The organism is Vibrio sp. 1CM7H (assembly GCF_023161645.1).
Lineage (GTDB): Bacteria > Pseudomonadota > Gammaproteobacteria > Enterobacterales > Vibrionaceae > Vibrio > Vibrio diabolicus.
In genome coordinates this window covers 359,670-385,261 of record NZ_JALNTV010000003.1, presented here as the reverse complement: position 1 = coordinate 385,261, position 25,592 = coordinate 359,670, and the positions used below count along the sequence as shown (strand labels likewise).

At 45.5% G+C, this 25,592-nt stretch carries 23 protein-coding genes; 6 read left to right on the top strand and 17 right to left on the bottom strand.

All coding sequences use genetic code 11. The features are described 5' to 3' along the window. Positions 1-269: 269 nt before the first annotated feature. Positions 270-1,115: a class II glutamine amidotransferase gene (locus MSG33_RS13845; RefSeq protein ID WP_006741678.1), complete on the bottom strand. Its 846-nt coding sequence runs from the start codon at positions 1,113-1,115 to the stop codon at positions 270-272. Between the two features lie 51 nt (positions 1,116-1,166). Further along, positions 1,167-1,742 (bottom strand): D-sedoheptulose 7-phosphate isomerase, encoded by a 576-nt coding sequence (gene lpcA / locus MSG33_RS13840; RefSeq protein WP_248381298.1) that lies wholly within the window; start codon positions 1,740-1,742, stop codon positions 1,167-1,169. 376 nt (positions 1,743-2,118) lie between these two features. On the opposite strand from lpcA, the gene fadE reads away from it, so the two are divergent. Both fadE and MSG33_RS13830 read left to right on the top strand, forming a co-directional pair. Then, positions 2,119-4,563 (top strand): acyl-CoA dehydrogenase FadE, encoded by a 2,445-nt coding sequence (gene fadE, locus MSG33_RS13835; RefSeq protein WP_248381297.1) that lies wholly within the window; start codon positions 2,119-2,121, stop codon positions 4,561-4,563. Positions 4,564-4,773: 210 nt separating this feature from the next. Continuing rightward, complete coding sequence (locus MSG33_RS13830; RefSeq protein WP_226421029.1) at positions 4,774-6,549, top strand: SulP family inorganic anion transporter; 1,776 nt, start codon at positions 4,774-4,776, stop codon at positions 6,547-6,549. Between the two features lie 73 nt (positions 6,550-6,622). On the opposite strand, the gene MSG33_RS13825 is transcribed toward MSG33_RS13830, so the two are convergent. The 5 genes from MSG33_RS13825 to dnaQ all read right to left on the bottom strand — a co-directional run bounded on the left by MSG33_RS13825 (position 6,623) and on the right by dnaQ (position 10,433). Further along, entirely contained in the window at positions 6,623-7,033 is a 411-nt protein-coding gene (locus tag MSG33_RS13825; RefSeq protein ID WP_041852904.1) for a GNAT family N-acetyltransferase, read from the bottom strand. Between the two features lie 83 nt (positions 7,034-7,116). Continuing rightward, on the bottom strand, positions 7,117-7,509 hold the full coding sequence (locus tag MSG33_RS13820; RefSeq protein ID WP_248381296.1) for a DUF1353 domain-containing protein: 393 nt from the start codon (positions 7,507-7,509) through the stop codon (positions 7,117-7,119). Positions 7,510-7,700: 191 nt separating this feature from the next. Beyond that, on the bottom strand, positions 7,701-8,231 hold the full coding sequence (locus MSG33_RS13815; protein WP_031780222.1) for a hypothetical protein: 531 nt from the start codon (positions 8,229-8,231) through the stop codon (positions 7,701-7,703). 220 nt (positions 8,232-8,451) lie between these two features. Beyond that, positions 8,452-9,702, bottom strand: coding sequence for a TIGR03503 family protein (locus MSG33_RS13810; RefSeq protein WP_006741675.1), 1,251 nt, complete (start codon positions 9,700-9,702; stop codon positions 8,452-8,454). Positions 9,703-9,710: 8 nt separating this feature from the next. Beyond that, positions 9,711-10,433 (bottom strand): DNA polymerase III subunit epsilon, encoded by a 723-nt coding sequence (gene dnaQ, locus MSG33_RS13805; protein WP_005380385.1) that lies wholly within the window; start codon positions 10,431-10,433, stop codon positions 9,711-9,713. A gap of 59 nt (positions 10,434-10,492) precedes the next feature. Between dnaQ and rnhA the strand changes: the two genes are divergently transcribed. Then, positions 10,493-10,957 (top strand): ribonuclease HI, encoded by a 465-nt coding sequence (gene rnhA / locus MSG33_RS13800; RefSeq protein ID WP_012841509.1) that lies wholly within the window; start codon positions 10,493-10,495, stop codon positions 10,955-10,957. Here the strand turns inward: rnhA and MSG33_RS13795 are convergent. Beyond that, positions 10,954-11,700: a class I SAM-dependent methyltransferase gene (locus MSG33_RS13795; protein ID WP_012841508.1), complete on the bottom strand. Its 747-nt coding sequence runs from the start codon at positions 11,698-11,700 to the stop codon at positions 10,954-10,956. The two genes, rnhA and MSG33_RS13795, sit on opposite strands and share 4 nt — an antisense overlap. Before the next feature lie 37 nt (positions 11,701-11,737). On the opposite strand from MSG33_RS13795, the gene gloB reads away from it, so the two are divergent. The 3 genes from gloB (at position 11,738) to MSG33_RS13780 (ending at position 15,018) form a co-directional block, all read left to right on the top strand. Beyond that, entirely contained in the window at positions 11,738-12,496 is a 759-nt protein-coding gene (gene gloB / locus MSG33_RS13790) for a hydroxyacylglutathione hydrolase (protein WP_006741673.1), read from the top strand. A 255-nt stretch (positions 12,497-12,751) separates the two neighbouring features. Continuing rightward, positions 12,752-14,335: a LysM peptidoglycan-binding domain-containing protein gene (locus MSG33_RS13785; RefSeq protein ID WP_248381295.1), complete on the top strand. Its 1,584-nt coding sequence runs from the start codon at positions 12,752-12,754 to the stop codon at positions 14,333-14,335. Next, positions 14,332-15,018 carry a YIP1 family protein gene (locus MSG33_RS13780; RefSeq protein WP_248381294.1) on the top strand — a complete coding sequence of 229 codons (687 nt, stop codon included), beginning with the start codon at positions 14,332-14,334 and terminating at the stop codon, positions 15,016-15,018. The genes MSG33_RS13785 and MSG33_RS13780 overlap by 4 nt, the downstream gene beginning before the upstream one ends. Before the next feature lies 1 nt (position 15,019). Here the strand turns inward: MSG33_RS13780 and MSG33_RS13775 are convergent, their stop codons facing one another. The 9 genes from MSG33_RS13775 to lpxA all read right to left on the bottom strand — a co-directional run bounded on the left by MSG33_RS13775 (position 15,020) and on the right by lpxA (position 25,592). Beyond that, positions 15,020-15,865 carry an endonuclease/exonuclease/phosphatase family protein gene (locus MSG33_RS13775; RefSeq protein WP_047008873.1) on the bottom strand — a complete coding sequence of 282 codons (846 nt, stop codon included), beginning with the start codon at positions 15,863-15,865 and terminating at the stop codon, positions 15,020-15,022. 139 nt (positions 15,866-16,004) lie between these two features. Continuing rightward, positions 16,005-16,343, bottom strand: coding sequence for a nitrogen regulatory protein P-II (gene glnB / locus MSG33_RS13770; RefSeq protein ID WP_005436810.1), 339 nt, complete (start codon positions 16,341-16,343; stop codon positions 16,005-16,007). 187 nt (positions 16,344-16,530) lie between these two features. Beyond that, the gene (locus tag MSG33_RS13765) at positions 16,531-16,845 is read right to left on the bottom strand and encodes a cytochrome c (protein WP_074191692.1); all 315 of its coding nucleotides are present in this window, start codon (positions 16,843-16,845) and stop codon (positions 16,531-16,533) included. A 70-nt stretch (positions 16,846-16,915) separates the two neighbouring features. Continuing rightward, a complete protein-coding gene (gene tilS / locus MSG33_RS13760; RefSeq protein ID WP_248381293.1) occupies positions 16,916-18,226 on the bottom strand; it encodes a tRNA lysidine(34) synthetase TilS in 1,311 nt (436 codons plus the stop codon). A 106-nt stretch (positions 18,227-18,332) separates the two neighbouring features. After that, positions 18,333-19,292 (bottom strand): acetyl-CoA carboxylase carboxyl transferase subunit alpha, encoded by a 960-nt coding sequence (gene accA / locus MSG33_RS13755; protein ID WP_005380365.1) that lies wholly within the window; start codon positions 19,290-19,292, stop codon positions 18,333-18,335. 46 nt (positions 19,293-19,338) lie between these two features. Further along, positions 19,339-22,818, bottom strand: a complete 3,480-nt coding sequence (gene dnaE, locus MSG33_RS13750; protein WP_248381292.1) for a DNA polymerase III subunit alpha — start codon at positions 22,816-22,818, stop codon at positions 19,339-19,341. A gap of 81 nt (positions 22,819-22,899) precedes the next feature. Beyond that, positions 22,900-23,535: a ribonuclease HII gene (rnhB, locus tag MSG33_RS13745; protein ID WP_005380361.1), complete on the bottom strand. Its 636-nt coding sequence runs from the start codon at positions 23,533-23,535 to the stop codon at positions 22,900-22,902. Between the two features lie 9 nt (positions 23,536-23,544). After that, positions 23,545-24,684 carry a lipid-A-disaccharide synthase gene (lpxB, locus tag MSG33_RS13740; protein ID WP_047008877.1) on the bottom strand — a complete coding sequence of 380 codons (1,140 nt, stop codon included), beginning with the start codon at positions 24,682-24,684 and terminating at the stop codon, positions 23,545-23,547. A gap of 119 nt (positions 24,685-24,803) precedes the next feature. After that, entirely contained in the window at positions 24,804-25,592 is a 789-nt protein-coding gene (gene lpxA / locus MSG33_RS13735; RefSeq protein ID WP_248381291.1) for an acyl-ACP--UDP-N-acetylglucosamine O-acyltransferase, read from the bottom strand.

The window sequence follows — 25,592 nt, the reverse complement described above, 5'->3', positions numbered from 1 at the left end:
ACCTAAAACCCAACATTCTAAAAAATCCCATAACCACTTGAGTAACACGACACTCGGAAAGTAGATTCTGAATCTGGTTCGTTCCTCACCGTTCAGAATAACGTGGTGTTTTATGAGAAATTTCTATCAGTTCCGTCTTTCCGGCAAGCCTTAGCGAGACTAGGAACCTAGAAAGTATGAGAGTTCACCAGTATACGCATTCGGTTAAAAAACGTATAAAAATAAAGCTCGCGATTAAGCGAGCTTTACGAGTTGTTCCGAATTAACTGCTATTCTAACGGCTCAGTTGGCGCCTGATTGCCCGGTTTCGCCGCTGCAAACGGCACATTCACCAGTTCAGAGGCATTGTTTTTCACAAGTTCACCTAGGTGAAACAAGCCGTATTCGCCAGGCTTCATCCGCTGCCAAGCTTCATTGCCCGTTAAAGGTTGAGTCGCGATCACAGACACAATGTCGTGTGGCGTTGTTTCTTCTTGGAAGTTAATTTCCACATCTTCATCAAGCAAAGCGGCTTTACCAAACGGTGCGCGTCTCGTGATCCAATACAAATGATTGGTGCAATACGTCATTACATACTCACCATCACTCAGAAGCATGTTAAATACACCCTTCTCTCTTAGCTCATCACAACATTTAGCAACATATAAGAATACCGACTCCATATCCTTTGGCGGCTCAGGATATCGATCTTCCATTTGCTTTAGCAACCAACAAAAGGCCAGTTCGCTATCTGTCTCGCCGACAGGTCGGTGTCGACCCGTATGTAAGTCTTGATAGCCTGAGAGCTGACCGTTGTGCGCAAACGTCCAATACCTACCCCATAACTCACGTGTAAAGGGATGAGTATTTTCTAAATTAACACCACCACGATTCGCCTGCCGGATATGACTAACGACAGCACGACTCTTGATAGGATAATTTTGCACTAACTCTGCAATTTGCGACTCACAACTTGGCTTGGGATCTTTGAAAGTTCGAAAACCTTTCCCTTCGTAGAAGGTAATTCCCCATCCGTCACGGTGTGGGCCAGTTCGACCTCCACGCTGCATGAGCCCGGTAAAACTGAAACAAATATCCGTCGGAACATTAGCGCTCATACCGAGCAATTCACACATGATTTAAAAAACTCCCTAACAACACAGCTCGAAAAGGTGGCTGTGAAACGACTATTCCATCTCTTTTTCAATCAACTGAATGATGATATGAATAATCTTAATATGAATTTCCTGAATGCGGTCCGCATAACCAAAGTGTGGCACGCGGATTTCAATATCGGCAAGCCCTGCCATTTTGCCGCCATCTTTGCCTGTTAGCGCAATCGTCTTCATGCCTTTCGCTTGCGCCGCTTCAATCGCTTTCAGGATGTTACCTGAGTTACCTGAAGTCGACAGACCAAACAGTACGTCACCTTTTCGGCCTACAGCTTCTACATAACGGGAAAACACGAAGTCATAACCAAAGTCATTACTCACGCAAGAAAGGTGGCTTGGATCTGAAATAGCAATACCAGCATAGCCAGGACGGTTTTCTCGGTAACGGCCTGTTAACTCTTCGGCAAAGTGCATCGAATCACAGTGAGAACCACCGTTACCACATGACAGTACTTTACCATCTTGCTTGAATGAGTCAGCAATCATTTTCGCCGCTGCTTCGATTTGCGCAATGTTATGGTCATCGCTTAAAAATTTGTGGAGCACTTCAGCAGCTTCGTTTAATTCACTTCTAATCAGATCATGGTACATAAGACGTTCTCTTTATTATTTCGGCTTCAGTCAGTCCTAGATTCACTGAGCAAATTGTTCTGATACCGATTTGGTATCGGACATTTCATAAACCTGAACTCGGGTTTGATTACTCTGAGTTTACCCACAAACGAGAATTAGTGTCGATAGTGAACCAACAGATTTAGATTGGTGATGGTAATAAACTTGTCAACTTGCTCATGAAACCATCACTCAAATCGCAACTTTAGAACTTTAACTCTACTTAGATCACTTTTTATCCAATCTTATGTTTTACATTTCCTTAATATTTTGATTACACTTAAACCAACTGGTTAGACCTCTTACCTAACATACAGACGTACAACACTTATAAAGTCTGAAAAGGAAAATACATATGGACATCTTGCTCTCAATCATCACGATGACGGTCGTGCTAGGCATTACGCTCTACCACCGCATGTCTCTCGTGAAATCTATTAGTTTACTCACAGCAGCTATGTTAGCGCTCACAGTAATAGGCGCGGTTGGCGTTACTGGTTGGGCTATTTACGTTCTTGCTGCCGCTGTATTCGCGGTTCCTGGCGTACGTCAGTCTTTGATAAGCCGCAAAGCATTAGCGCTTTTCAAGAAAGTGCTGCCAGCTATGTCTCAAACCGAAAAAGAAGCGTTAGACGCAGGTACCGTCTGGTGGGAAGCCGAGCTATTTAAAGGCAAACCAGAGTGGCAAAAGCTTCACGCAATTCAAGCACCTAAATTAAGTGCAGAAGAACAAGCCTTTTTAGACGGTCCAGTGAATGAAGTGTGTGCCATGGTGAGCGATTTCCAAGTGACTCACGAACTCGCGGACTTACCGCCAGAAGTATGGCAATACCTGAAAGATCACAAATTCTTTGCCATGATCATTAAGAAAAAGTACGGTGGTCTTGAGTTCTCAGCATACGCGCAATCACTAGTACTACAAAAACTAACGGGTGTTTCTGGCGTTCTATCGTCTACCGTTGGTGTTCCTAACTCTTTGGGTCCTGGTGAGCTACTGCAACACTACGGTACTGAAGATCAGAAAAATCATTACTTACCTCGCCTAGCTGAAGGTAAGGAAATACCTTGTTTCGCCTTAACGAGTCCAGAAGCGGGCTCTGACGCTGGCTCTATTCCAGATTACGGTGTGGTTTGTAAAGGCGAATGGGAAGGAAAAGAAGTACTGGGTATGCGCCTGACTTGGAACAAGCGCTACATCACCCTAGCGCCAGTCGCAACGGTACTAGGCTTAGCATTTAAACTTCGCGATCCTGAAGGTTTGCTAGGCGAAAAAGAAGATCTTGGCATCACTTGTGCGCTTATCCCAACTGATGTCAAAGGTGTTGAGATTGGTAACCGACACTTCCCGCTCAATGTGCCATTCCAAAATGGTCCAACGCGCGGTAAAGACATCTTTGTTCCTATCGATTTCATTATCGGTGGTGAAAAAATGGCGGGCCAAGGTTGGCGTATGCTGGTTGAGTGTCTATCGGTTGGTCGTGGTATCACGCTACCTTCAAACTCAACAGGTGGCATCAAAACTGCGGCAATGGCAACGGGCGCTTACTCACGCATTCGTCGCCAGTTCAAACAACCTATCGGCCACATGGAAGGGGTTGAAGAGCCATTAGCTCGTCTGGGTGGTAACGCTTACGTAATGGACGCGGCAAGCAACTTAACCGTGGCAGGTATCGACTTAGGTGAAAAGCCATCAGTAATCTCAGCCATCGTGAAGTACCACTGTACTCATCGCGGTCAGCAAAGCATCATCGACGCAATGGACATCGTAGGCGGTAAAGGTATCTGTATGGGACCTTCTAACTTCCTAGCGCGTGGTTACCAAGGTGCGCCAATCGCGGTAACGGTTGAGGGTGCAAACATCCTAACTCGTTCAATGATCATCTTTGGTCAAGGTGCGATTCGCTGTCACCCTTACGTTCTTGAAGAAATGAACGCCGCGTACTCTGATGCCAGTGATGCTGTAGAGAAGTTTGATAAAGCGCTTGCTGGTCACGTGAGCTTTACTATGAGTAACCTCGTGCGCAGCATCTGGTTTGGTTTGAGCGACGGTTTAGGTTCTTCATCACCAACCAAAGACGCAACCAAGCGTTACTACCAACAATTGAACCGTTACAGCGCAAACCTTGCTCTGCTATCGGATATCTCAATGGCAGTGCTAGGTGGCTCTTTGAAGCGTAAAGAGCGTCTATCAGCGCGTCTTGGTGATATTCTAAGCCAGCTATATTTAAGCTCTGCGGCGTTGAAACGTTTCGAGCAAGATGGCCGCCCAGTCGAAGATTTACCATTAGTACACTGGGGTCTACAAGACAGTTTGAAACAAGCGGAAGTGGCGGTAGACGAATTCTTAGCAAACTTCCCGAACAAAGTGATTGGTCGTGCACTGCGCGTGTTAATCATGCCATTCGGTCGTGTACGCAAAGCGCCAAGCGATAAACTAGACAGCAAAGTGGCGCGCATTCTACAAACGCCTAGTGCAACGCGCTCACGCATTGGTCGAGGTCAGTACCTAGAGCCAACAGAACACAACGCAGCAGGTAAGATTGAGCTTGCGCTGTCTGTGATTCTTCAAGCTGAGCCTGTGTTTGACAAGGTATGTAAAGCGCAAGGCAAACGTCGTCCATTCCTACGTTTGGATATGATTGCTCAGGAAGGGCTAGAGCAAGGCTTGATCACGCAAGAAGAAGCCGACCTACTAAGAGAAGCTGAACAGCATCGTCTGGATACAATCAACGTTGACGACTTTGAGCCGGAATTGCTCGCCGCAAAGCCGCTATACACTCAGATGGATAGCGTTGCCTAACTCTCTAATCTGAAACCATAAAACGGGAGTGACAACTCCCGTTTTTTATTGCTACCAGAATAGCCTTCATAACACCTCACACCCGAAGAACCTCTGCGCAAGCGCAATAAAATCCACGCACTCCGACCCTTCCCCCCGATTTCCAGTGATAACTAACTCACAGACGTTCCAAGCAAGCGGTGTATACTTTTAAGTAACTCACTCACATATATGGTAAATCCGTTGGCTAAAATATTATTCGCACAGTGGTTCCCTGGGCTTGTTCAGCTTAAGCATTATCAAAAAGAATGGTTTGTTAACGACTTTAGAGCCGCCTTTTCTGTTGTCGCGGTTGCCCTGCCAGTTGCCATAGCTTATGCACAGCTAACCGGTGTATCTGCAATTGTCGGTCTGTACTCGTGTGTACTGCCAATGTTGGTATACGCCATGATGGGCACATCTCGACAACTCATTGTCGGACCTGATGCAGCAACCTGTGCAGTGATTGCCGCCGTTGTTACGCCGCTTGCCGCGGGTGATCCTACAAAACATTGGCAGTTAGTCATGACCATGACAGCGATGACTGGTATTTGGTGTGTACTGGCCAGTCGTTTCAAGTTAGGGGTGTTTGCAGACTTCCTTTCTCGCCCGATTCTTTTGGGTCTACTCAACGGTGTCGCTCTCACAATTATCGTTGGTCAGTTTGCCAAAGTGGTCGGTTTGAAATACGAACAACGTTATTTGCTGGAACGCTTATGGGAGGCTCCACAACGATTAACCGAGCTTCATTGGCCTACCGTAACTCTGAGTATCGTGACGGTTGTCGTTTATTTACTCACCAAGCGCTACCGACCAACTTGGCCTGCTGCCATGCTGGCAATACTCGTGACTACCGCGTCAGTTTGGTTTTTCCATTTACAAGAGATGGGCGTATCCGTAGTTGGGCTCACTCAAGGTGGTTTCCCTCAGTTTCAAACGCCGGAGTTTGAGCTAGGTGAAGTTCGTGAGCTAGTGGTCCCGGCGCTCAACCTTGCGATTGTCAGCTTTGTTAGCATGATGCTCACCGCGCGCAGTTTCGCCGCTAAAAACGGTTATGATATTGATGCAAATAAAGAGTTTCAGGCGTTGGGCTTTGCCAACATTGCCTCAGCGTTTTCGCAAGGTTTCGCGATAAGCGGAGCTGACTCACGCACAGCGGTAAATGATGCAAACGGCGGTAAATCTCAATTAGTTTCGATTGTCGCCGCAATCACCATTGCCATTATTGCGATATTTATTTATGAGCCTTTACAGTTTATTCCCATCGCATCACTTGGTGTCGTGTTGATCATCGCATCCTTGTCGCTGCTCGATCTCAAAGCCATTTGGAAATTAAAATCTCGTGACAAAGATGCGTTCTATCTAGCAATCATCACTTTTATTTCTGTTTTGATCGTAGGCGTAATACCGGGGATCACTTTGGCGGTACTGCTAGGGCTGTTTCAATTTTTACGTATTGTCATGCGACCGAGTGATCAGCTACTTGGCTTAGATGAAAAAGGCACCATTCGGACCATCGACGACTCAGGAAAAGCTTCGCCTATTCCTGGAATGGTGATTTACCGCTTTAACTCGCCGCTGACTTACTTCAACGCACCTTACTTTAAACGCCGAGTGTTAGAGCAAGTAGAACATCACAAAGACGCAAGTTGCGTTGTCATCGACGCCGTATCGAGCTTTACTCACTTAGATCTCAGTGTGATGGCAACACTGTCAGATATTCACAATACTTTAAAAAAGAGAGGCGTACGCTTAATCCTCGCAGGAAGGAAACGACGCTTACGTCAATGGTGTGAGCTTACTGGTATCAGCACCAGTGAAGGAGGCATCTTACTGCGAGCCGATATGTACCTTGCCATTAAACTTAGTGGCTGTTACATCAGTGCTGTGGGTGAGGGACAAATTCCTACTGTTCAAAAAGAGCCTGATTTAGAGCAGCCACCCAAACCAATTCCAGAAGTGGCTTAAATGGAAATTTAATATAGAAAACAGGATATTAAACTCCTATTTTCAAGTGCTTATCTTCACAGCTGAATACGTGTTACCCCTTCGGCTTAAACTTTTTTGTCATCCCTTGGCTTTTAGGAGCCACCAGCCTATAACCAAGCTTTTCGTAAAAGACCGGCTCATCAGCAATCATAGAAACGTAAGAGCCTTCAAGTGCAACAGAAGAAAGATAGCCGTCGATGTATTCCATGACTTTTCTACCTAAACCGTTACCTTGATAATCAGAATCAACGGCAACGTCGACAATTTCGAAGTTACACGCCCCGTCACCAACAACCCGACCCATTGCAATGAGCTTTCCCTCATCCCGAACAGATACACCATATAACGAATTGGGTAGACCAATTTCAGCAGCTTTCAACGATTTGGGTGATAGCCCGGCTTTGACGCGCATATCACAGTATTCTTTCGGGCTTGGCACGTGTTCTTCATATCTTATTGTCATTATGTACGACTCCTTTGTATCACCTTGGAGCTTACATAACCAAACTGTATAAGTAACCAGTTAAAATTGGAAAGATGTTCCCATTAAGCACACAAAGTGTCGGGTCTGGAAAAGAAGCCACCGACAACTCTGACGCCATAATAGATATAAGTCGCTCTGAATCTAGACATTCCTTTTTCTAAACATGTTTCTCTCAGCAACATATCCGCATGCTTTCGAGCACTTTGTGGCAACACCTCTTCCCTCATGAGTTGGTAAACAGCATCATGAACTAAAGAAGCTTTCATAATGTTTTTTGTGTCTAACGCCGGCCCACTCGCTCCATCCCATGCGTAGCCCTTTTTAATCGTTAACACGCCTTGTTTGGACAAACTAAGAAAAGGGCTGTCATACGCGTTACTCACTGAAATGTGAGTCTCAATCTTTTCTTCAGAATGGAGAGTGTATTTATACTTCTGACGCTTTTTGTATTTCATCAGAGACCTCGCGTTTACTTATTCTTATTTATCACGCACAGCTGAATATTTATCCAGAAACCCTACAAGATCGGCTCTTGTTATTATGGCGTACTACCTATTACAAAGCCCAAATCAATGTAAATAGAACTCCATGCAATCAATAAAGCCAGAACCCCTGACTTTATTGATCAAAATTTAACCAGAAATCCTTATTCTGAAGGAAGTCTACTCAATTTTTTATGGATATCTTCTACAAAATTGGCTTGTTCACTTGGAGAAACCTCTAGAACATAATGAAAAAACGGACTTGTATGCTCAGTAATTTTATACTCTTCACTTAACAGCTTAATTACTTGTTCATGATTAAATCGTGCGGAGACTAAGCCACTCTCGGTTTCTTGAGTTATAACTATATAGTGAGCGGTTGGAAAAACCGTAAACCTTCCTTCGACAGGAAACCAGGGAGCAAAAGAAATAATCTCGTCATCAATTATGTATGCTTGAGGTTTACTGACATAAGTGTAAGGGTACTTTTCATCTAAATAGGGTCTTGCTGTATCAAACAAGCCATCATAATAAGTTGGTATTTCTACTTTTTGGATTTTACTTAAGGGATCAAAAGTGAAGGTATCAAGTGATTTTAAATTATTACTTCCCGCATCTGGATTATTAATACCATTATCAATAGAAGAGCAACCTACAATTATCACTGCACAAAAAAAAGCTAAAATTTTATTCATTATTTCTTTATCTTTAATTGATTATTTTGAAAGTTAGTCACATTAAAAATGCAACCAATTTAGAAAGTAAAAATGATATATTATTTATATAAAATCCCAAACATATATTTGAGTACAGTAAACTTAAATATTCATAATTTATCCATTTTTCTTCTTCCAATTTGGTAACTTGAAAAAAAACGGAGCCGATTGGCTCCGTTTCTCGCTTCATGTGTTACTACTATTTCTTTGGCACTTCTAACTGCATCTCTGGCATGGCATCGCGCTTCGCTTTAATTTTGCGCCAGACTATCCATGCAATGATCACAATCAGCAGCATTATCACGTTACCCACCGCGATAATAATCATGCTGCGCTTACGCTCAGCCTCCCGCTCAGCGATAATTTGCTTTTCCATTTCAATACGGCGCTGCTCGGCTAATTCAGCTTCTTTTGCAATTCGAGCGGCTTCTAGATCAACTTCATCAACAACACTGAAGGTTTGCTCTGGAATAGGAAACACCAGTGGACGTTGAGTCGCAAAATCAGTGGCAAAGATCTCGCCACGCCATGCGTACTTACCTAGCTCAGCATCGTTATTGAGGTTCAGCGTGGTTCTCATTCCATCTTCAGACACCTGCCCTTGGCTGTAGCTAACGAAGCCATCGGGTGCATCTTGTTCCACCGTGACTGCGATTGAGCCTGGCGCGATCATACCTTGCTCACCACTCACCACCAATTGGTGTGGTTTGTCAGGATTACGCGCCTGAATAAAAGTACGAGAAATGGGGTTCGGATAAACCAAGATGACTTGCTCTTGCGCTCGTAAGAATACGCCATTACCAGAGGTGATTCGCGCACGGTACTTACCGGGCTCAACGTCTATTGGTAGTTGGACAGTGAACACACCATCCCCTGCTTTTTCATCCAAGCCGCGGCCATCATCAGCAAACTCACCCACAACCATCGGCACTGGACGTGCTTCTTTGATCAACTCATCTTCATTTTCGACAAACTTGGTAAATGTCACGCGTAGATTCACGCGGTCAAGGAAGTCGCGCAGTACGAGAGGTTTGTCGTCGGAGGTTAGGCGAGCTGTAAACTTAAGCGCTTCCCCATTATATAATCGGTTTGGGAACACATCCGTGCTGAGCTTTAAGTGAGAAATTAAGCGGATGTTATTTTTAGGAGTGACTTTCCCCACAGCCTGCCATGGGCCTGGCATAGGGTTGTCAACGGAGATAATATCGAGTGAGGCTTCTTGGTACCAACGTACATTGTCGTAGGCGTCCCAAGCATAGTACTTTTTACCGTCAGGGCGGACTAAAACAACTGGCTGAGAACTTTGCTCACGATAAACTAAAAAAGTGATCTGCTCGATGGTTGGATCCACTCGAAAGCGATTGTCTAACAAAGACATAGCAGATTCACTCGATGCACTCGAGAGACTACTCCATATCGCTAAAAACGCGACCAACAAAGCCCTCAGCATAGCTTCTCCTATTGATGCCAAATACAGTCGTTCACCAACTCTAATCTTTTTTGGTGAGCTTCTAGTTCATCGGCACTTGCGCGCAAAACCTTTAGCGCTTTTCTTCCTTCAATACGGCGAATGGTTTCTACCCCACCCTCTTGTTTATTCGCGTTAAACTCTAGACTCGTTTGACCACCCGTCATAAAGAGGTAAACGTCGGCTAGAATCTCCGCATCGAGCAAAGCTCCGTGGAGTGTACGGTGCGAGTTATCAATACCGTAGCGTTCACATAAGATATCAAGGTTGTTTCGCTTGCCAGGGAAGATTTTCTTCGCCATAGCAAGGGTATCGGTCACCTTGCAGTAGTCGTCCGTTTTGCCGATGTTGGGATCGAGCATGCCAAACTCGTAATCCATAAAGCCCGTATCGAAGGGTGCGTTGTGGGCAACAAGTTCTGCGCCTTTAATAAACTCAAGAAACTCTTGGTGCACGCTCGCGTATTCCGGTTTATCAACCAAGAATTCATCCGTAATACCGTGAACTTCAACCGCTTCTGGTTGGATTTCACGATCGGGTTTTAAATAAACGTGGAAGTGACGACCAGTCAGCTTACGGTTGATGATCTCCACGGCACCGATTTCAATAATGCGGTGTCCCATGTAGTGAGGACCACCCTCGCGGTTCATACCTGTGGTTTCGGTATCGAGAACGACAATGCGGTTATATTCAGAATTGCTGCTGGTATTCATAAGGTTATGTATGTCAGACTATGCTTTATTAAATGTTTCGGCTAATAGTACCAAAAAATATGACCAAACACGTTGAGATTTTCACTGACGGTTCTTGTTTAGGTAACCCAGGACCAGGTGGTTACGGCATTGTATTGCGTTACAAAGACGTAGAAAAGACGCTTTCCAAAGGCTACACGTTAACCACCAACAACCGTATGGAAATGTTGGCGGCTGTCGTCGCGCTGCAGACGTTAAAACAACCTTGCAAAGTCACTTTAACGACTGACAGTCAATATGTGCGCCAAGGTATTACTCAGTGGATCCATAACTGGAAGAAGCGTGGTTGGAAAACAGCGGATAAAAAACCCGTTAAGAATGCCGATTTATGGCAAGCTCTAGACAAAGAAACCGCACGCCATCAAGTTGAATGGCATTGGGTAAAAGGCCACGCGGGCCATCGTGAGAACGAAATTTGTGATGAGCTAGCCCGTACTGCTGCAGAAAACCCAACTGAGGAAGATACCGGTTACCAACCCTCTTAACGAGATTCTTTCCTCATAGTGTTACCCTCTCGATTCATAACCCCAAGTGGTGTGAGCTTTTTCTTCAAGCGCCAATGCGGTTTGATAGGCTTGAGAGGGTATGTTCGTTTCCGTGCCACAATGTAATACAAACTCCCTGCAGGTGACGCCCAATCACCGAGACTGTTTTCCAACCATGTCCACATCGTACGGTAACGCTTCATCGGAAACAGCGCGTAACGATCGCAATGAATCACTTGATAATTAAGTAACCCTAACCAGTCGTTGATGCGGTTCGACGTAAACATTCGTCCACTCCAAGGCAAATTATGTTTACGCCAAGGAAGCAAACTCGCTAATCCAGTCAAACTTAGTGGGTTAAATCCAGTGATTATCAAATAACCATCATCCATCATCACTCTATCGACTTCCCGTAGCAAACGGTGTGGATCGCTTGCATAGTCGAGCTGATGAGCGAGTATCACAACATCAAAGCTTTTTTCTAAAAAGGGCAATTCGTAACCATCTGCAATCACATTATGCAACGGGTTCTGGATATCTACGTTGACTTGGTGTTGAATGTTACAATTACAGCTGGTTAGCTCACAGCTCAACCCGCCCAGTTTGAGCATATGGTAGCCGAAGAGTTTCGGGCACCATTCATCAAGTCGGGTCTGGATTGACTCAAGCACCCACGGACCGTTGTTCATTGCTGACCAAGTCGACGGGTGTGGTATAGTTTTGTTGCTGAGTGCTGGTTTCATTAACCACCTGACTAAAATGGGTGACGGAGAACGAATCGTGTTAGAGATCAAAAGCATACCCGCATTTAATGATAATTACATCTGGCTGATACAAAATAGCGATAAACGTTGCGCAGTCGTTGATCCGGGCGATGCGAAGCCAGTGTTAGAATACTTGCAGGCTAACGAATTAACTTTAGAAGCGATTTTAATTACGCACCACCACAACGATCACATTGGTGGCGTTCCAGACTTAGTGCGTGCCTTTCCTGAAGTCGCCGTTGTGGGCCCGAAATCTGAGCCAATTCCAACCCTAACCACCCCCATGGAAGAAGGCGACAAACTGGAGTTATTTGGCGAAATCTTTTTGGTGCTAGGTTTACCAGGTCATACCTTAGGTCATATCGGTTACGTTGGAGACGGAAAACTGTTTTGCGGTGACGTGTTGTTTTCCGCAGGCTGCGGTCGTATTTTTGAAGGTACGCCAGAGCAAATGTTTGAGTCACTAAACAAGCTAACGTCTCTACCAGAAGAAACTCAAGTCTTCTGCGCGCATGAATACACCGCGAGTAACGTGGCGTTTGCTTTAGCGGTTGAGCCTGATAATGAGCAGCTCCGTCAATATCGCGATGATGTAAACCGACTGCGAGCCCTTAACATTCCGACACTTCCAACAACAATACGCAAAGAAAAGTGGATTAATCCGTTCTTGCGAACCACCAATCCTGACGTGGTTCAATCTGTTGCTAGTCGCATTAAAAATAGCGATCCATGCTCGGTTTTTACTGCTTTGCGTGAGTGGAAGAACGAATTTTAACCATTTTCTGCTTGTAAGTTTGCAAGACCCCAGTATTATCAGGGGCTGATTTTTCGAGAAGCGCCACTGGCGCTTCTCTTACGTTTGGGGTTGATATAAATCTATTTGAATTTCTCCCCATTGCATAATTTAGAAGCTCTTTGCCTCTATTAATTAGTTAGTGTTTAAAAGATGTCTATTATCTTGCGACTGCCACGCACATTGTGTTGCGCGACAGGCAGGTGAAGATAAAAAGGCCCTAAATAGGCTGAATCCATGCGTTTGAAGTATACCTGGGCGTTGGCGTTGTTATTATCTGGCTGTCAATTGACTCAGTCAGACTCAACGTCTTCTACACCAGAAACCAATAAATCTGAGCAGACTGCAAAACAAAATGCAGCGAAGGCTCAACCGGGCAACACATCGTCTTTAGCAAAAAAATCCGCTAACGACGCGCCTAAAGTTCTTTCCCCTCAGGAACAAGAAGATGTATGGCAACGTATCGCCATGCAACTTGAAATGGATATTCCAAACCATAAGAAAGTGGACTACTACCGTACGTGGTATCTAAAGCACCCGAATCACCTTTACACGGTGTCTAAGCGTGCGACTCCTTTTCTATACATGATCACAAAACGTATCGAAGAGCGTGGACTTCCAATGGAGCTTGCTTTGCTTCCGGTGGTGGAAAGCTCATTCGATGCCTTTGCCTACTCACATGGTAGTGCAGCTGGATTGTGGCAATTTGTCCCTGGCACCGGAAAGATGATGGGACTAGAGCAAAACTACTGGTATGACGGTCGCCGAGATGTGGCAGCAGCAACGGATGCCGCACTGGACTACCTTGTACAACTAAACGAGCGTTTTGATGGTAGCTGGGAGCATGCAATTGCTGCTTACAACAGTGGTGGTGGCCGTGTTTCTAGCGCAATTCGTAAAAATAAAAAGCTCGGTAAACCTATCGATTTCTTCTCATTGGACTTACCAAAAGAGACCAGCAGTTACGTACCTAAGCTGCTAGCCTTGGCTGACGTCATCGCAAACCAAGACAAGTACGGACTTAATATTCCTGCGATTCCAAACAAACCTGTTCTAACGCTTGTCGATCCGAAAGAACAGCTTGATCTGGCCATTGCAGCAGATTATGCCGGCATTAGTGTGAAAGAGTTACAAAGTTACAACCCTGCATACAACCAATGGTCGACTGCGCCTGAAGGTCCGCATCAACTTTTGATTCCGGTAGAGAAAAAAGAGACTTTTCTCACTAAGGTGGAGAAAAACCGTGGTAAAGGGATGAAGGTCGCTCGCTACAAGGTGAAGTCTGGTGACTCTTTAAGTGTGCTAGCTAATAAATACGGCACAACCACAAAAGTGATTCGACGTGCAAACGGCCTGTCGAATAACAATATTCGTATTGGCCAATACCTACTGATTCCGACGTCAACAAAAGACGATGCGAAATACGCACTAACGGCACAAAATCGATTAAGCAAGACTCAATCACGTGCTCGTGGACAACTCAAGCTCACTCATGTCGTTCAGTCTGGAGAAAGTTTGTGGTCAATCGCACGTGAAAATAAAGTATCGTATAAATCGTTAGCAAAATGGAATGGCATGGGCCCTAAAGATCCATTGCGCGTTGGTCAAAAGCTCGTGATTTGGAAGGACTCAGACAAAGGTGCTGTGATTCGTACCGTTTTCTACAACGTTCGCTCCGGTGACACCATTAGCGGCATTGCAAGCAAGTTCAAAGTAAAAACGAACGACATCGTGAAATGGAACTCGCTACACAAGAAAAAATACTTACAACCAGGTCAAAAACTTAAGTTGTACGTTGACGTAACGAAGGTAAGTGTATGAACCCATCAAGCAACCCACTTGTGATGCTGTTGGACATTTTTCGTTCTCCAACATCTTGCTTTCTAGCACTTTACCAACGCGGCGGATGGGGATGGCAACCGTTCATCTTCTTGATGCTTAGTCCGTTTTTATTCTGGGGCGCTTACTTTTCGAATGTCGATTTCACGTGGCTCAGTGACCAACTTGCCGAGCAGTTTCAGCAAATCGACCCAAAGCAGATTGAGCTATTAGAGCCAAACACGCTAATGGCCAGTGCGATCATCAATGATGTATTCAACCGCTTTGCCACCTTACTGTTGCTTGCGTTTTGGTTCTTTCTTGCAACGAAGGCAAGCAAGCAACAATATGGTTACTGGAAGTGGTTTGCCGCGTCGTGTGCAATCTTATTCCCAGCAGTACTAGGCGATATAGCAAGCTACGCGAGCCTATTGCTCAAGCATGGCCAGGTGATGACTTACGCAGCAGATTTAAACAGCCTCAATGGTCTATTAAAACTGCCACTCACCAACGAGTGGTCGCATTTTGCCAGCTCACTACCACTACTGCTGCCTTGGTACATTGTACTGGGCTACGGTGTTGTGCTTACTTGGACTGAGTTTGAACGTGGGCAAGCCTTGGTGATTGCAAGCCTGCCATGGGTATTCTTCTACGTTATTTGGGCGCTTTATATTGTAGTGACCTAAGCTAGTCATCTAACGTAAATGACAGTAACAATGGGTTATGATCGGAAGCGTCGCTCTGCGGCGCTTTCGCGTATTTGAGGGTCAGTCCTCGGTAAAATACATGATCCAGCGGTAATCCCGTTATAAATTGGACTCGATGATCAGGCGAGAACGTCACTTCTTGCAAGTCCGCGGCTTTTAAGGCCTGTCGCATCGCATTAACGCGAGATTCACTCCAACTATTGAAGTCTCCAGCGAATAGGATCGGCCCTGTATGATGCTTTAAAAGCATTTCAAGAGCCGTTAACTGAGAGACATACTCTTGCGTGCCAACCGTGAAGTTAATCGCATGTACATTCACCACAGCGAGCCTCTCGCCATTGCTTAAGTGATACTGACTGTATAGTGCAGACTTGGGTAAACGCAGCCAAGGCTCTTTAGACGTATAAGCACAGGCTTTTTCTGGTTGCCCTTGAGCGATACTAATCACACCGGCACCGCTGCCCAATGCCTTAAAGGCACTCACTTGATTGCTGACCCAGTTGCCATCCACCAACCATTGCTTAAAAGATGGTGTCATGCTGGCCTCTTGCAATAACAGCAGTTGTTTCTCAGCAGAGAATTCATTGAGTGCGCTTTGCCAATTAGTTCGGTTCTGTTTGTAGATATTCCAGACAAGTACATTGATTTCACCGCCCTGATCCAGAGCTTTTGAGCCGCTAAATTCGATGCACCTAATATCCTGCGTCAGCTCTGAACCTGTTTGAGTAATGATTTGCGGCTGATCTGGTACGGTGAAAATAACCTGGAAGCCGACCAATACCGCCATAATAAGAAAAGCTAACGCCAGAAAAAAACGCTTAAACATACGACAAACCTGAATATACGCACCCTAAAACTGGAACAACCAACCTCGGGTTATTTGATTTCACTGAAAGTAAAAAACAAAAAAGGAGCCACTTGGCTCCCTTTTAGCATAATAAATACGAGACAGGTAACAAGAAACCTTAGATCGCGTCTTCGTCTTCTTCACCAGTACGGATACGAACCACACGCTCAACATCAGTAACAAAGATTTTACCATCACCAATTTTGCCGGTTTGCGCGGTTTCAATGATCGTCTCTACGCATTTATCAGCCACATCTTCCGTTACAACGATTTCGAGCTTCACTTTAGGCAGAAAGTCCACCATGTACTCTGCACCACGGTAAAGCTCGGTGTGACCTTTTTGGCGACCAAAGCCTTTCACTTCAGAGACGGTCATCCCTGTAATGCCAACTTCAGCTAGCGCTTCTCGAACATCATCCAATTTAAATGGCTTGATAATCGCTTCAATTTTTTTCATGTTCATCCCTTAAGCTTCAATCGATTGCGCTTATTATCGTTTAGCGTTTCGCAACATTCAATGTTTGTCTCTGATCCACCAGCGAAAATCCAGATTGAGCAAATTAACATGGCGAATATCGTGAGTTGATAAAACCCCAATGAGGACAGCTCAATGCCCAATCGTCCAAGCTTTTTCAGACTCGCGTTTACTTCAAACTTGCGTAGTAAGCCGCTAGATTTGCGATATCTTCATCAGACAACAGTGAAGCTTGAGCTTGCATAACAGCAGCAAGACCACCTGTTCGCTCTTTGTTTTTATAGGCTTTAATTGAGCTGATAATGTATTGCTCGTTTTGCCCTTTCAGGTTTGGGTAACCCGGAATGACAGCAATGCCGTCGGCGCCATGACACGCAGCGCATACTCCTGCCTTTGCTTGACCTGCTGTGGCATCTCCCGCTGCTAGAGCCTGCCCACTGAACATGGTTAGCGCCACCATTGCGCCCATGATTGTTTTCTTCATTGCTTCACCTAATCAATTATTATTTAAGGATTTTTATATTTTATAATCGACATTGTGGCATGAATTTTCATTACCTGCGCCAAATAAGTTCACAATCTTGACCATTAAACGCCTGATCAACGAACAGATCTGCCACAGCAACGACTCGGTCTTGATACATCAAAATCGGAATTTGACGACGCAGCCAGCTTGGCACATTGTATTCTTGGAATAATTTCTTCAGTTTTCGACTGTGATTACGCGTGGTTGGATGCGCTGATAAGCCTTCCGGATTGAAGGTCACGCGAAGCAATTCTGGCTGACTCGGAAGCGCAATCGTTGCGTTACTAGAACTCGTCGTTAAGGTCAGTTCCCCTAGCCGCTCTGGAAGCGATAAAACGGTATCGACTTGAATCGTACTTTGCCACTCAGTGACGTCAGCGATTTCTGTTACCCAGTAGAGACGATTTCGAAAACGGCGCACTTCACCTTGTTTAAGTTGTAGTTTGGGGTTGGCATCTTGCTGAGCTAATGCGACTTCATTCCAGATAAGATTGAGTTGTACCTGAGTCGGCATACTAGTATTAAGCTTAGCCAGCCACATACGAATCAAGCGCGCACGCGCTAATTCACTGTGCTTAGCTAGTTCTTCAATACTTAAACTTAGATCCGTTTGTAAAGCGTGTTCAAACACCGCGCTCAATAGTTCATCCAATAGCGCTTCTTGTTGAGCACATAAGCTTGCACTGCGCTGAACCGCTTGATGGATACTCGGCCAGCGACCAGACAATTCAGGAATAACACAATGACGAAGAAAGTTACGATCATAACGGGTATCTTGGTTGCTTTCGTCTTCCACCCACTCCAAGCCTAATTTAGTAGCCGCGTCTTCGATGCTCTTCCGCTTGATAGTAAGCAATGGTCGAACTAGGGATCCACTAGAAAACGGCATACTCTCCGCCATCGAAGATAACCCTTTTGGCCCACTGCCACGCTTAAGAGCGAGAAGAAAGGTCTCTATTTGGTCGTCGGCATGTTGACCAGTCAGAAGTATATCGCCGTCTTGAATGTACTTAGTTAAGGCTTGATAGCGAGCTTCACGAGCAAGAAGTTCAATACTTTCACCATTGCTGATGTCTAAGCTCACTCGCTCAATCGAGCATGATATCCCCACTTGTTTTGCCCAAAGTAAGCATTTATCGGCCCAATCATCGGCATTCGAGCTCAAACCATGGTGCACATACACAGCGTGACACTCTATCGAATGCGCTTGTTGATAGCGACTGAGTAATTCGAGTAAAAGACGTGAATCCACTCCTCCGCTAAACGCCAAGACAACCTTAGTGCCTGATTGATAGTAGCGGCCGAGAACTTGAGCAAAATGCGGGTAAAGCGATTCCATAAGCGATCCGATAGGTACAAAAAAGGGCTGGACTCTCATCCAACCCTTTCTATTTTAACTGTTATCACTTGAGATATCAGCTAACGCTTAATAGCAATCACCGAAATTAACAGTAACCGTAGCTCATTAGGCGCTGGTAACGACGTTCACGTAGCGTCTCTTCATCCAATTGCTCTAGATCTTCTAGTTGACGAAGTAGTGTCGCTTTCATATTCGCTGCCATTTGAACATGATCGCGATGAGCGCCGCCTAGTGGCTCTTCAATGATTTCGTCGATCAGTTCAAGCTCTTTAAGACGAGGAGCAGTTAGACCCATCGCTTCTGCCGCTTGCGGCGCTTTGTCAGAATCACGCCATAGGATTGAAGCACAACCTTCAGGAGAGATTACTGAGTATGTAGAGTACTGAAGCATGTTCACGTAGTCGCCTACACCAATTGCTAGTGCGCCGCCTGAACCACCTTCACCAACAACGTTACAGATTACTGGCACTTTAAGACCAGACATCACTTTTAGGTTTTTCGCGATAGCTTCAGATTGACCACGCTCTTCTGCGCCCACACCTGGGTACGCGCCAGCCGTATCGATAAATGTGATGATCGGCATGTTGAAACGCTCAGCCATTTCCATCAAACGTAGCGCTTTACGGTAGCCTTCTGGTTTTGGCATACCAAAGTTACGTTTCACTTTTTCTTTGGTTTCACGACCTTTTTGATGACCAATAATCATCACAGGGCGGCCTTCAAGGCGAGCCATGCCACCCACAATCGCTTTGTCGTCTGCAAACGCGCGGTCACCCGCTAATTCATCAAACTCCTCAAAAGCGTGTTGGATGTAATCCAGCGTGTAAGGACGTAGTGGGTGACGAGCCAGTTGAGCTGTTTCCCATGCGCCTAGGTCGCTGAAGGTTTTTTTCTTCAGCTCTAAGCTTTTCTTCTCAAGCTGTTCGATTTCTTTATCCAGGTCAATCGCAGAATCACCACCGTGACGAGAGACATCACGTAGTGCTTCAATTTTCGCTTCTAGTTCTGCAATTGGCTTTTCAAATTCAAGAAAGTTTAGGCTCATCTATGAATCCTTGTTTACTCAGCGTCTAACATATTGCGCTGAATTTTTAGTTAAATTCGAGTTCTACCTGGCTTTTGCCAAGTAACTGTTTTAAATCGTCGAGTAATGTATCACTTGGCGTTACTCGCCACTCGGTGCCCAATGTTAACCGCGCTCTGGCGTCGGCACGCTGGTAGTATACATTGACGGGTACGGTTCCGGCTTTGTGCGATTCTAAAATACGGCTGAACTGCTCAAAAAACTGATCGTTGATCTGAGTTGCATCTATCGATACCGACAAACCACGAGCGTATTTCTCGCGCGCACTGCCGAGATCCATAACTTCACGCGCCGACATTTTAAGGCCACCGTTGAAGTCATCAAAGCTGACCTGTCCAGAAACGACCAAAATTCTGTCTTTTTCGAGAAGTTCAGCGTATCGATCCAGTGCATCTGAGAACAACATCACTTCCATGCGACCACTTCGGTCATCCAGTGTCATAATGCCAATTCGTGTACCACGCTTAGTCGTCATTACGCGAGCGGCAATAACCAAACCAGCCACCGTGACAGATTGGTCGCGACGCGTAGGCGTTGCGTCTTTTAGTCGACAACTGGTGTATTTGTTTAGTTCCTTTACGTAGGCGTTAATTGGGTGCCCTGTCAAATATAGACCTAGGGTATCACGCTCGCCCTCTAACCACACTTTTTCTGGCCAAGGCGGAACCTGCGTATACTTATGCTCTACTTCTTCAGGCGCATCCGTTAACACACCAAACATATCCGTTTGACCAAACGCCTCAGCTTGGTGATGTTGACTTGCTGCTTTTACCGCATCATTGAGTGACGCCATCATCGCCGCACGGTGTGGGCCCAGTCGATCCAACGCGCCCGCGTAAATCAGCTTCTCTATCACTCGTTTATTGACGCGTTTTAGATCAACTCGAGCACAGAAATCAAATAGGTCTTTAAAGTGACCACCTTTATTTCTCGCCTCAAGAATCGCATCGATAGGGCCTTCACCTACCCCTTTTATCGCACCAATACCGTAAACAATTGCGCCATTTTCATCAACATTAAAGCGATATAGGCCAGAGTTGATGTCTGGTGGCAGCACGGTGAGCTTCATACGGAAACACTCATCGACCAAGCCAACGACTTTTTCCGTGTTATCCATATCAGCTGTCATTACCGCGGCCATAAATTCGGCAGGATAATGGGTTTTCAGCCAAAGAGTCTGATAAGAAACCAATGCATAAGCAGCAGAGTGCGATTTGTTAAAACCATAACCAGCGAACTTCTCTACCAAGTCGAAGATTTTCATCGCCAACTCGCCATCGATACCGTTCTTTATCGCACCTTCTTCAAAGATAGCACGTTGTTTTGCCATCTCTTCTGGCTTTTTCTTACCCATTGCACGACGGAGCATGTCCGCACCACCTAGCGTGTAACCCGCTAAGATCTGCGCAATCTGCATTACCTGCTCTTGGTACAGGATGATGCCGTAGGTTGGATCAAGCGTCTCTTTTAGCGACTCGTGTTGCCACTTTTCATCTGGATAAGAGATCGCTTCTCGACCATGTTTACGGTCGATAAAGTTATCTACCATACCCGATTGCAAAGGGCCCGGACGGAAGAGTGCTACCAATGCGATAATGTCTTCGAAACAGTCTGGCTGAAGTCGCTTGATCAGCTCTTTCATGCCTCGAGATTCAAGCTGGAATACTGCTGTCGTTTCAGAGTTTTGCAACAAACGGAAAGAGGCAGGGTCTTCTAACGGTATGGATTCAATTTGAACCGGTTCTTTACCTTCTCGCTCTAGACGTGGGTTAATCAGCCCTAACGCCCAGTCAATAATGGTTAAGGTACGTAAACCCAAGAAGTCAAACTTAACTAGGCCAGCGGTCTCAACATCGTTTTTATCAAATTGAGTAACCGGGAAGTGACCTTCAGCGTCTGCATAAATTGGCGCAAAATCGGTAATTGTTGTAGGTGAAATTACAACACCACCAGCGTGTTTACCGGCGTTTCGCGTACAGCCTTCCAAAATATGACACATGTCGATGAGTTCTTTAACTTCCTCATCGGCCTCATACAATTCAGGTAGTGCAGGTTCAGCTTTAAACGCCTTATCTAGCGTCATGCCTGGATCGGGCGGGATCAGCTTTGAAATACGATCAACAAAACCAAATGGATGACCCAATACGCGGCCAACGTCACGGATTACCGCTTTTGCCGCCATGGTACCAAACGTGATGATCTGAGACACCGCGTCACGACCGTACATTTCCGCAACGTGGTCAATAACTTGGTCACGTTTATCCATACAGAAGTCGACGTCGAAATCGGGCATCGAAACACGTTCTGGGTTCAAGAAACGTTCGAACAGCAAGTCGTATTCTAGTGGATCCAGATCGGTGATTTTTAGTGCGTAAGCCACCAAAGAGCCGGCACCTGAACCACGTCCAGGACCTACAGGAATTCCATTATCTTTTGACCACTGGATGAATTCCATTACGATCAAGAAGTAACCAGGGAATCCCATTTGGTTGATAACATCTAGCTCTATCTGAAGACGTTCATCATATTCAGGGCGGCGACGTTTCCTCTCTTCCTCATCTGGAAATAGGAACTCTAAACGCTCTTCCAAGCCCTCTCGGGATTTCATGACTAAGAACTCAGTCTCTTTCATCCCTTCAGTTGGGAAGGCTGGTAGGAAGTACTCCCCTAAGCGCACAGTCACGTTACAACGCTTCGCTATCTCGACACTGTTTTCTAACGCTTCAGGAATATCAGCAAACAACTCGCACATTTCTTCTTCTGTACGAAGATATTGCTGCGGACTGTAGTTTTTTGGCCTGCGCGGATCTTCTAATGTGTAACCATCGTGAATCGCTACGCGTATTTCATGAGCATCAAATAGGTCAGGACTCAGGAATACAACTTCATTGGTCGCCACTACTGGCAAGTCTTGCTGCTCTGCCAATTCAACTGCAAAGTGAAGATAAGTTTCTTCATCTGGACGACCGGTACGAAGTAACTCAAGATAAAAGCGATCTGGAAAATGCTGTTTATAAAAATCAACACACCCTTGCACTATTTGACGGTTGCCTTTCAAAAGGCCGCGACCAATTTCCCCGCTTTTACCGCCGGATAATACAATCAGGCCTTCAGACATTTCAGCCAACCAGGCTTTATCAATCACAGGGTGGTGTTGAACATGTCCACGTAAGTACGCTTTTGATATCAATAACGTCAGGTTCTTATAACCCACATTATCCGCCGCAAGCAAAGTCACTTGAGTCAGCTCTTCACCAAACTCGTCCGACTGCATTTTAAAGTCAGCACCAATGATCGGTTTAACACCACTGCCATGCGCTGTACCGTAAAACTTCACCAAACCACATAGGTTGGTAAAGTCGGTCAACGCCATTGCGGGCATACCGAGCTCAGCAACTTTCTTTACGATTGGCGGAACTTTGTTGAGGCCATCCACCATCGAGAAGTCACTATGAACACGCAGGTGGATGAATTTGGGATCTGACATTAACAGGTACCGTGTAACTCTATTTTGTTGGGGATTCTAACCTAAAGAGGTTGGGTTTATAACACCAATTAGATCGTTTGATTATTCTATGCCTAACGCTTTTTTTACTGGCTTGAAACTCTTGCGGTGTTCACTGATCACTCCGTGTTGCTCAATCGCTTCAAAGTGCGCTTTAGTTGGGTAACCTTTGTGCTTCGCGAAGCCAAATTGTGGATGAAGTTTATCCAACTCTTCCATCTCTTGGTCACGCACGACTTTGGCAATAATTGAAGCCGCACTGATTTCGGCAACACGTAGATCGCCTTTTACTACAGCTTGAGCATCCATTGGCAACTCCGGACAACGGTTACCATCAATCAACACCAAATCAGGTTGAACCTGTAACCCCGCCACTGCACGCTGCATCGCAACCATAGTCGCCTGCAAAATATTCAGTTGATCGATTTCTTCAGGAGAACAACGCCCGACCGCCCACGCCAATGCTTTTTCTTTGATTTCAGGAAGCAGCGCCATGCGTTTCTTTTCGGTCAATTTTTTCGAATCGTTCAACCCTTCAATAGGATTGTTAGGATCAAGGATAACCGCAGCGGTGACGACGTCTCCCACCAAAGGGCCACGTCCGACCTCGTCGACTCCGGCCACAAGCTGGTAACCTTGCGGATATTCAAACGGAGGGAGTTCAACTTTGGTTTTGGTCGCTTTTGGTTTAACAGCCATGATAAATCTCTATTTTTCAATCAGTTTTAGAACCGCGTTTGCGGCTTGTTGGTCCGCATCTTTACGAATCCAATGATGCATTTCCGTAAACTTATCTAACATCAGTTTATTGTCGCTTTCCAATAAGCGAGAAACCTCAGTAAACAAATTGTCTGGTGTGCACTCATCTTGTAGATATTCTTTGACGAGCTCATCATCCGCTAAGATATTCGGCAATGACACATACTTCGTTTTCAATAGACGTTTAGCTAAGAAAGCAGTAAATGCATTCACACGATAACCCACCACCATTGGACGCTTGAGAAGCATACACTCCAACGCTACGGTACCAGAGGCCAGCATCACGGCATCGGATGCGGTGATGACGTTGCGTGCGGTGTCATCAACTAACTTGAAGTCCAACTCTGGTGCGAGTTCTTTCCAGGCTTGTTCAAACTGCTCACGGCGTTTTTGATTAACAAGCGCGACAACAAACCCCAGTTCTGGAAATTTTTTATGGAGTAACTTGCAGGTTTCAATAAATGGCTCAGAGAGCATTTTTAACTCGCTACCACGACTGCCTGGCAGGACAGCAAGCCACTTTTTATCTTGTTCTAAACCAAGCAACTCACGTGCAGGCGCTTGTTCTGATTCTAGTGGGATGGAATCAGCCAAGGTATGACCAATGAACTCGCAAGGTACATTAAATTTGTCGTAGAACGCTTTCTCAAACGGAAGAAATGCTAGCACCAAGTTCGTTGCCGCTTCTATTTTAAAGATGCGCTTCTGACGCCAAGCCCAAACAGACGGACTCACGTAATGAACGGTTTTAATGCCCGCTTGCTTGAGGTCAAGCTCTAGGCGTAAGTTGAAGTCAGGAGCATCGATCCCGATGAAAACATCAGGCGGATTCTGAGTAAAATACTGAACGAGCTCAGCTTTCACTTTAAGAAGTCTCGGTAAGCGGCCTAAAACCTCGACTAACCCCATCACCGCAAGCTCTTCCATATCAAACAGAGACTCGCAACCTTGGGCTATCATTTTCGGACCGCCAATGCCTACGAACTCTGCGTCTGGATATTGCTGCTTTACTGCTTTGATAAAGCCTTCACCTAGCGTATCGCCAGACAATTCTCCGGCAATGATGCCAATACGTAATGGTCTTTCCATATCTACTTCGCTATTTTTCCTGTGCGCTATGGATAACGGTTTGCCTTATCCATAAAACACAAAAAGATCGTAACCTCAAATTCGGTCACGATCTTTTTATTTATTGGTTCATTCGCCAATTAACGAATAATGCCACGTTCCGTCGTTTCCAGAATATCTGAGAAACGCTTCACAGCCGGCCACTCTTGAGCCATTTCAGCCAGAATAGGCTTCACTTCTTCTAGCGTCTTACCTGAACGATAGATTTCTTTATACGCTTTTTGCAGCGCACGAATCTCTGGTTTCTCAAAGCCGTTACGCTTCAAGCCAACAAGGTTCAAGCCGAAAGGAGTCGCGTGGTTGCCTTGCGCGAGTACGTAAGCAGGGACATCTTGCACCACTGCTGAGCAGCCGCCAATGTACGCGTAAGCGCCCACTGTACAAAACGGGTGAATCGCAGACAGTGCCATCACACCAGCATAATCATCAACAGTAACGTGACCACCAAGAATCGAGTTATTACCGATATGAGTGTGGTTACCAATAACAACATCATGCGCAACGTGTGCATTCACACACAATAAGTTATCATCACCAATGATCGTGGTTGCTTTGTCCTGCACTGTGCCGCGGTGAACTTGGACCGCTTCACGAATGACGTTACGATCACCGATAACCACAGTTGTGTCTTCACCACCGTATTTTTTGTCTTGGTTTTCTTCGCCAATGACAGCATGCGGGAAAATACGGTTATCTTTGCCAATAGTCGTGTGACCTTTGATCACAACGTGAGACATCACATCTGTGCCTTCACCAATTTCAACCGTAGAGGTGATGTACGTAAAAGGACCTACTGTTACGTTAGCACCAATTTTGGCGCCCTCTTCTACCACCGCTGCCGGGTGGATTTTAGCGGTTTCATGAATCAT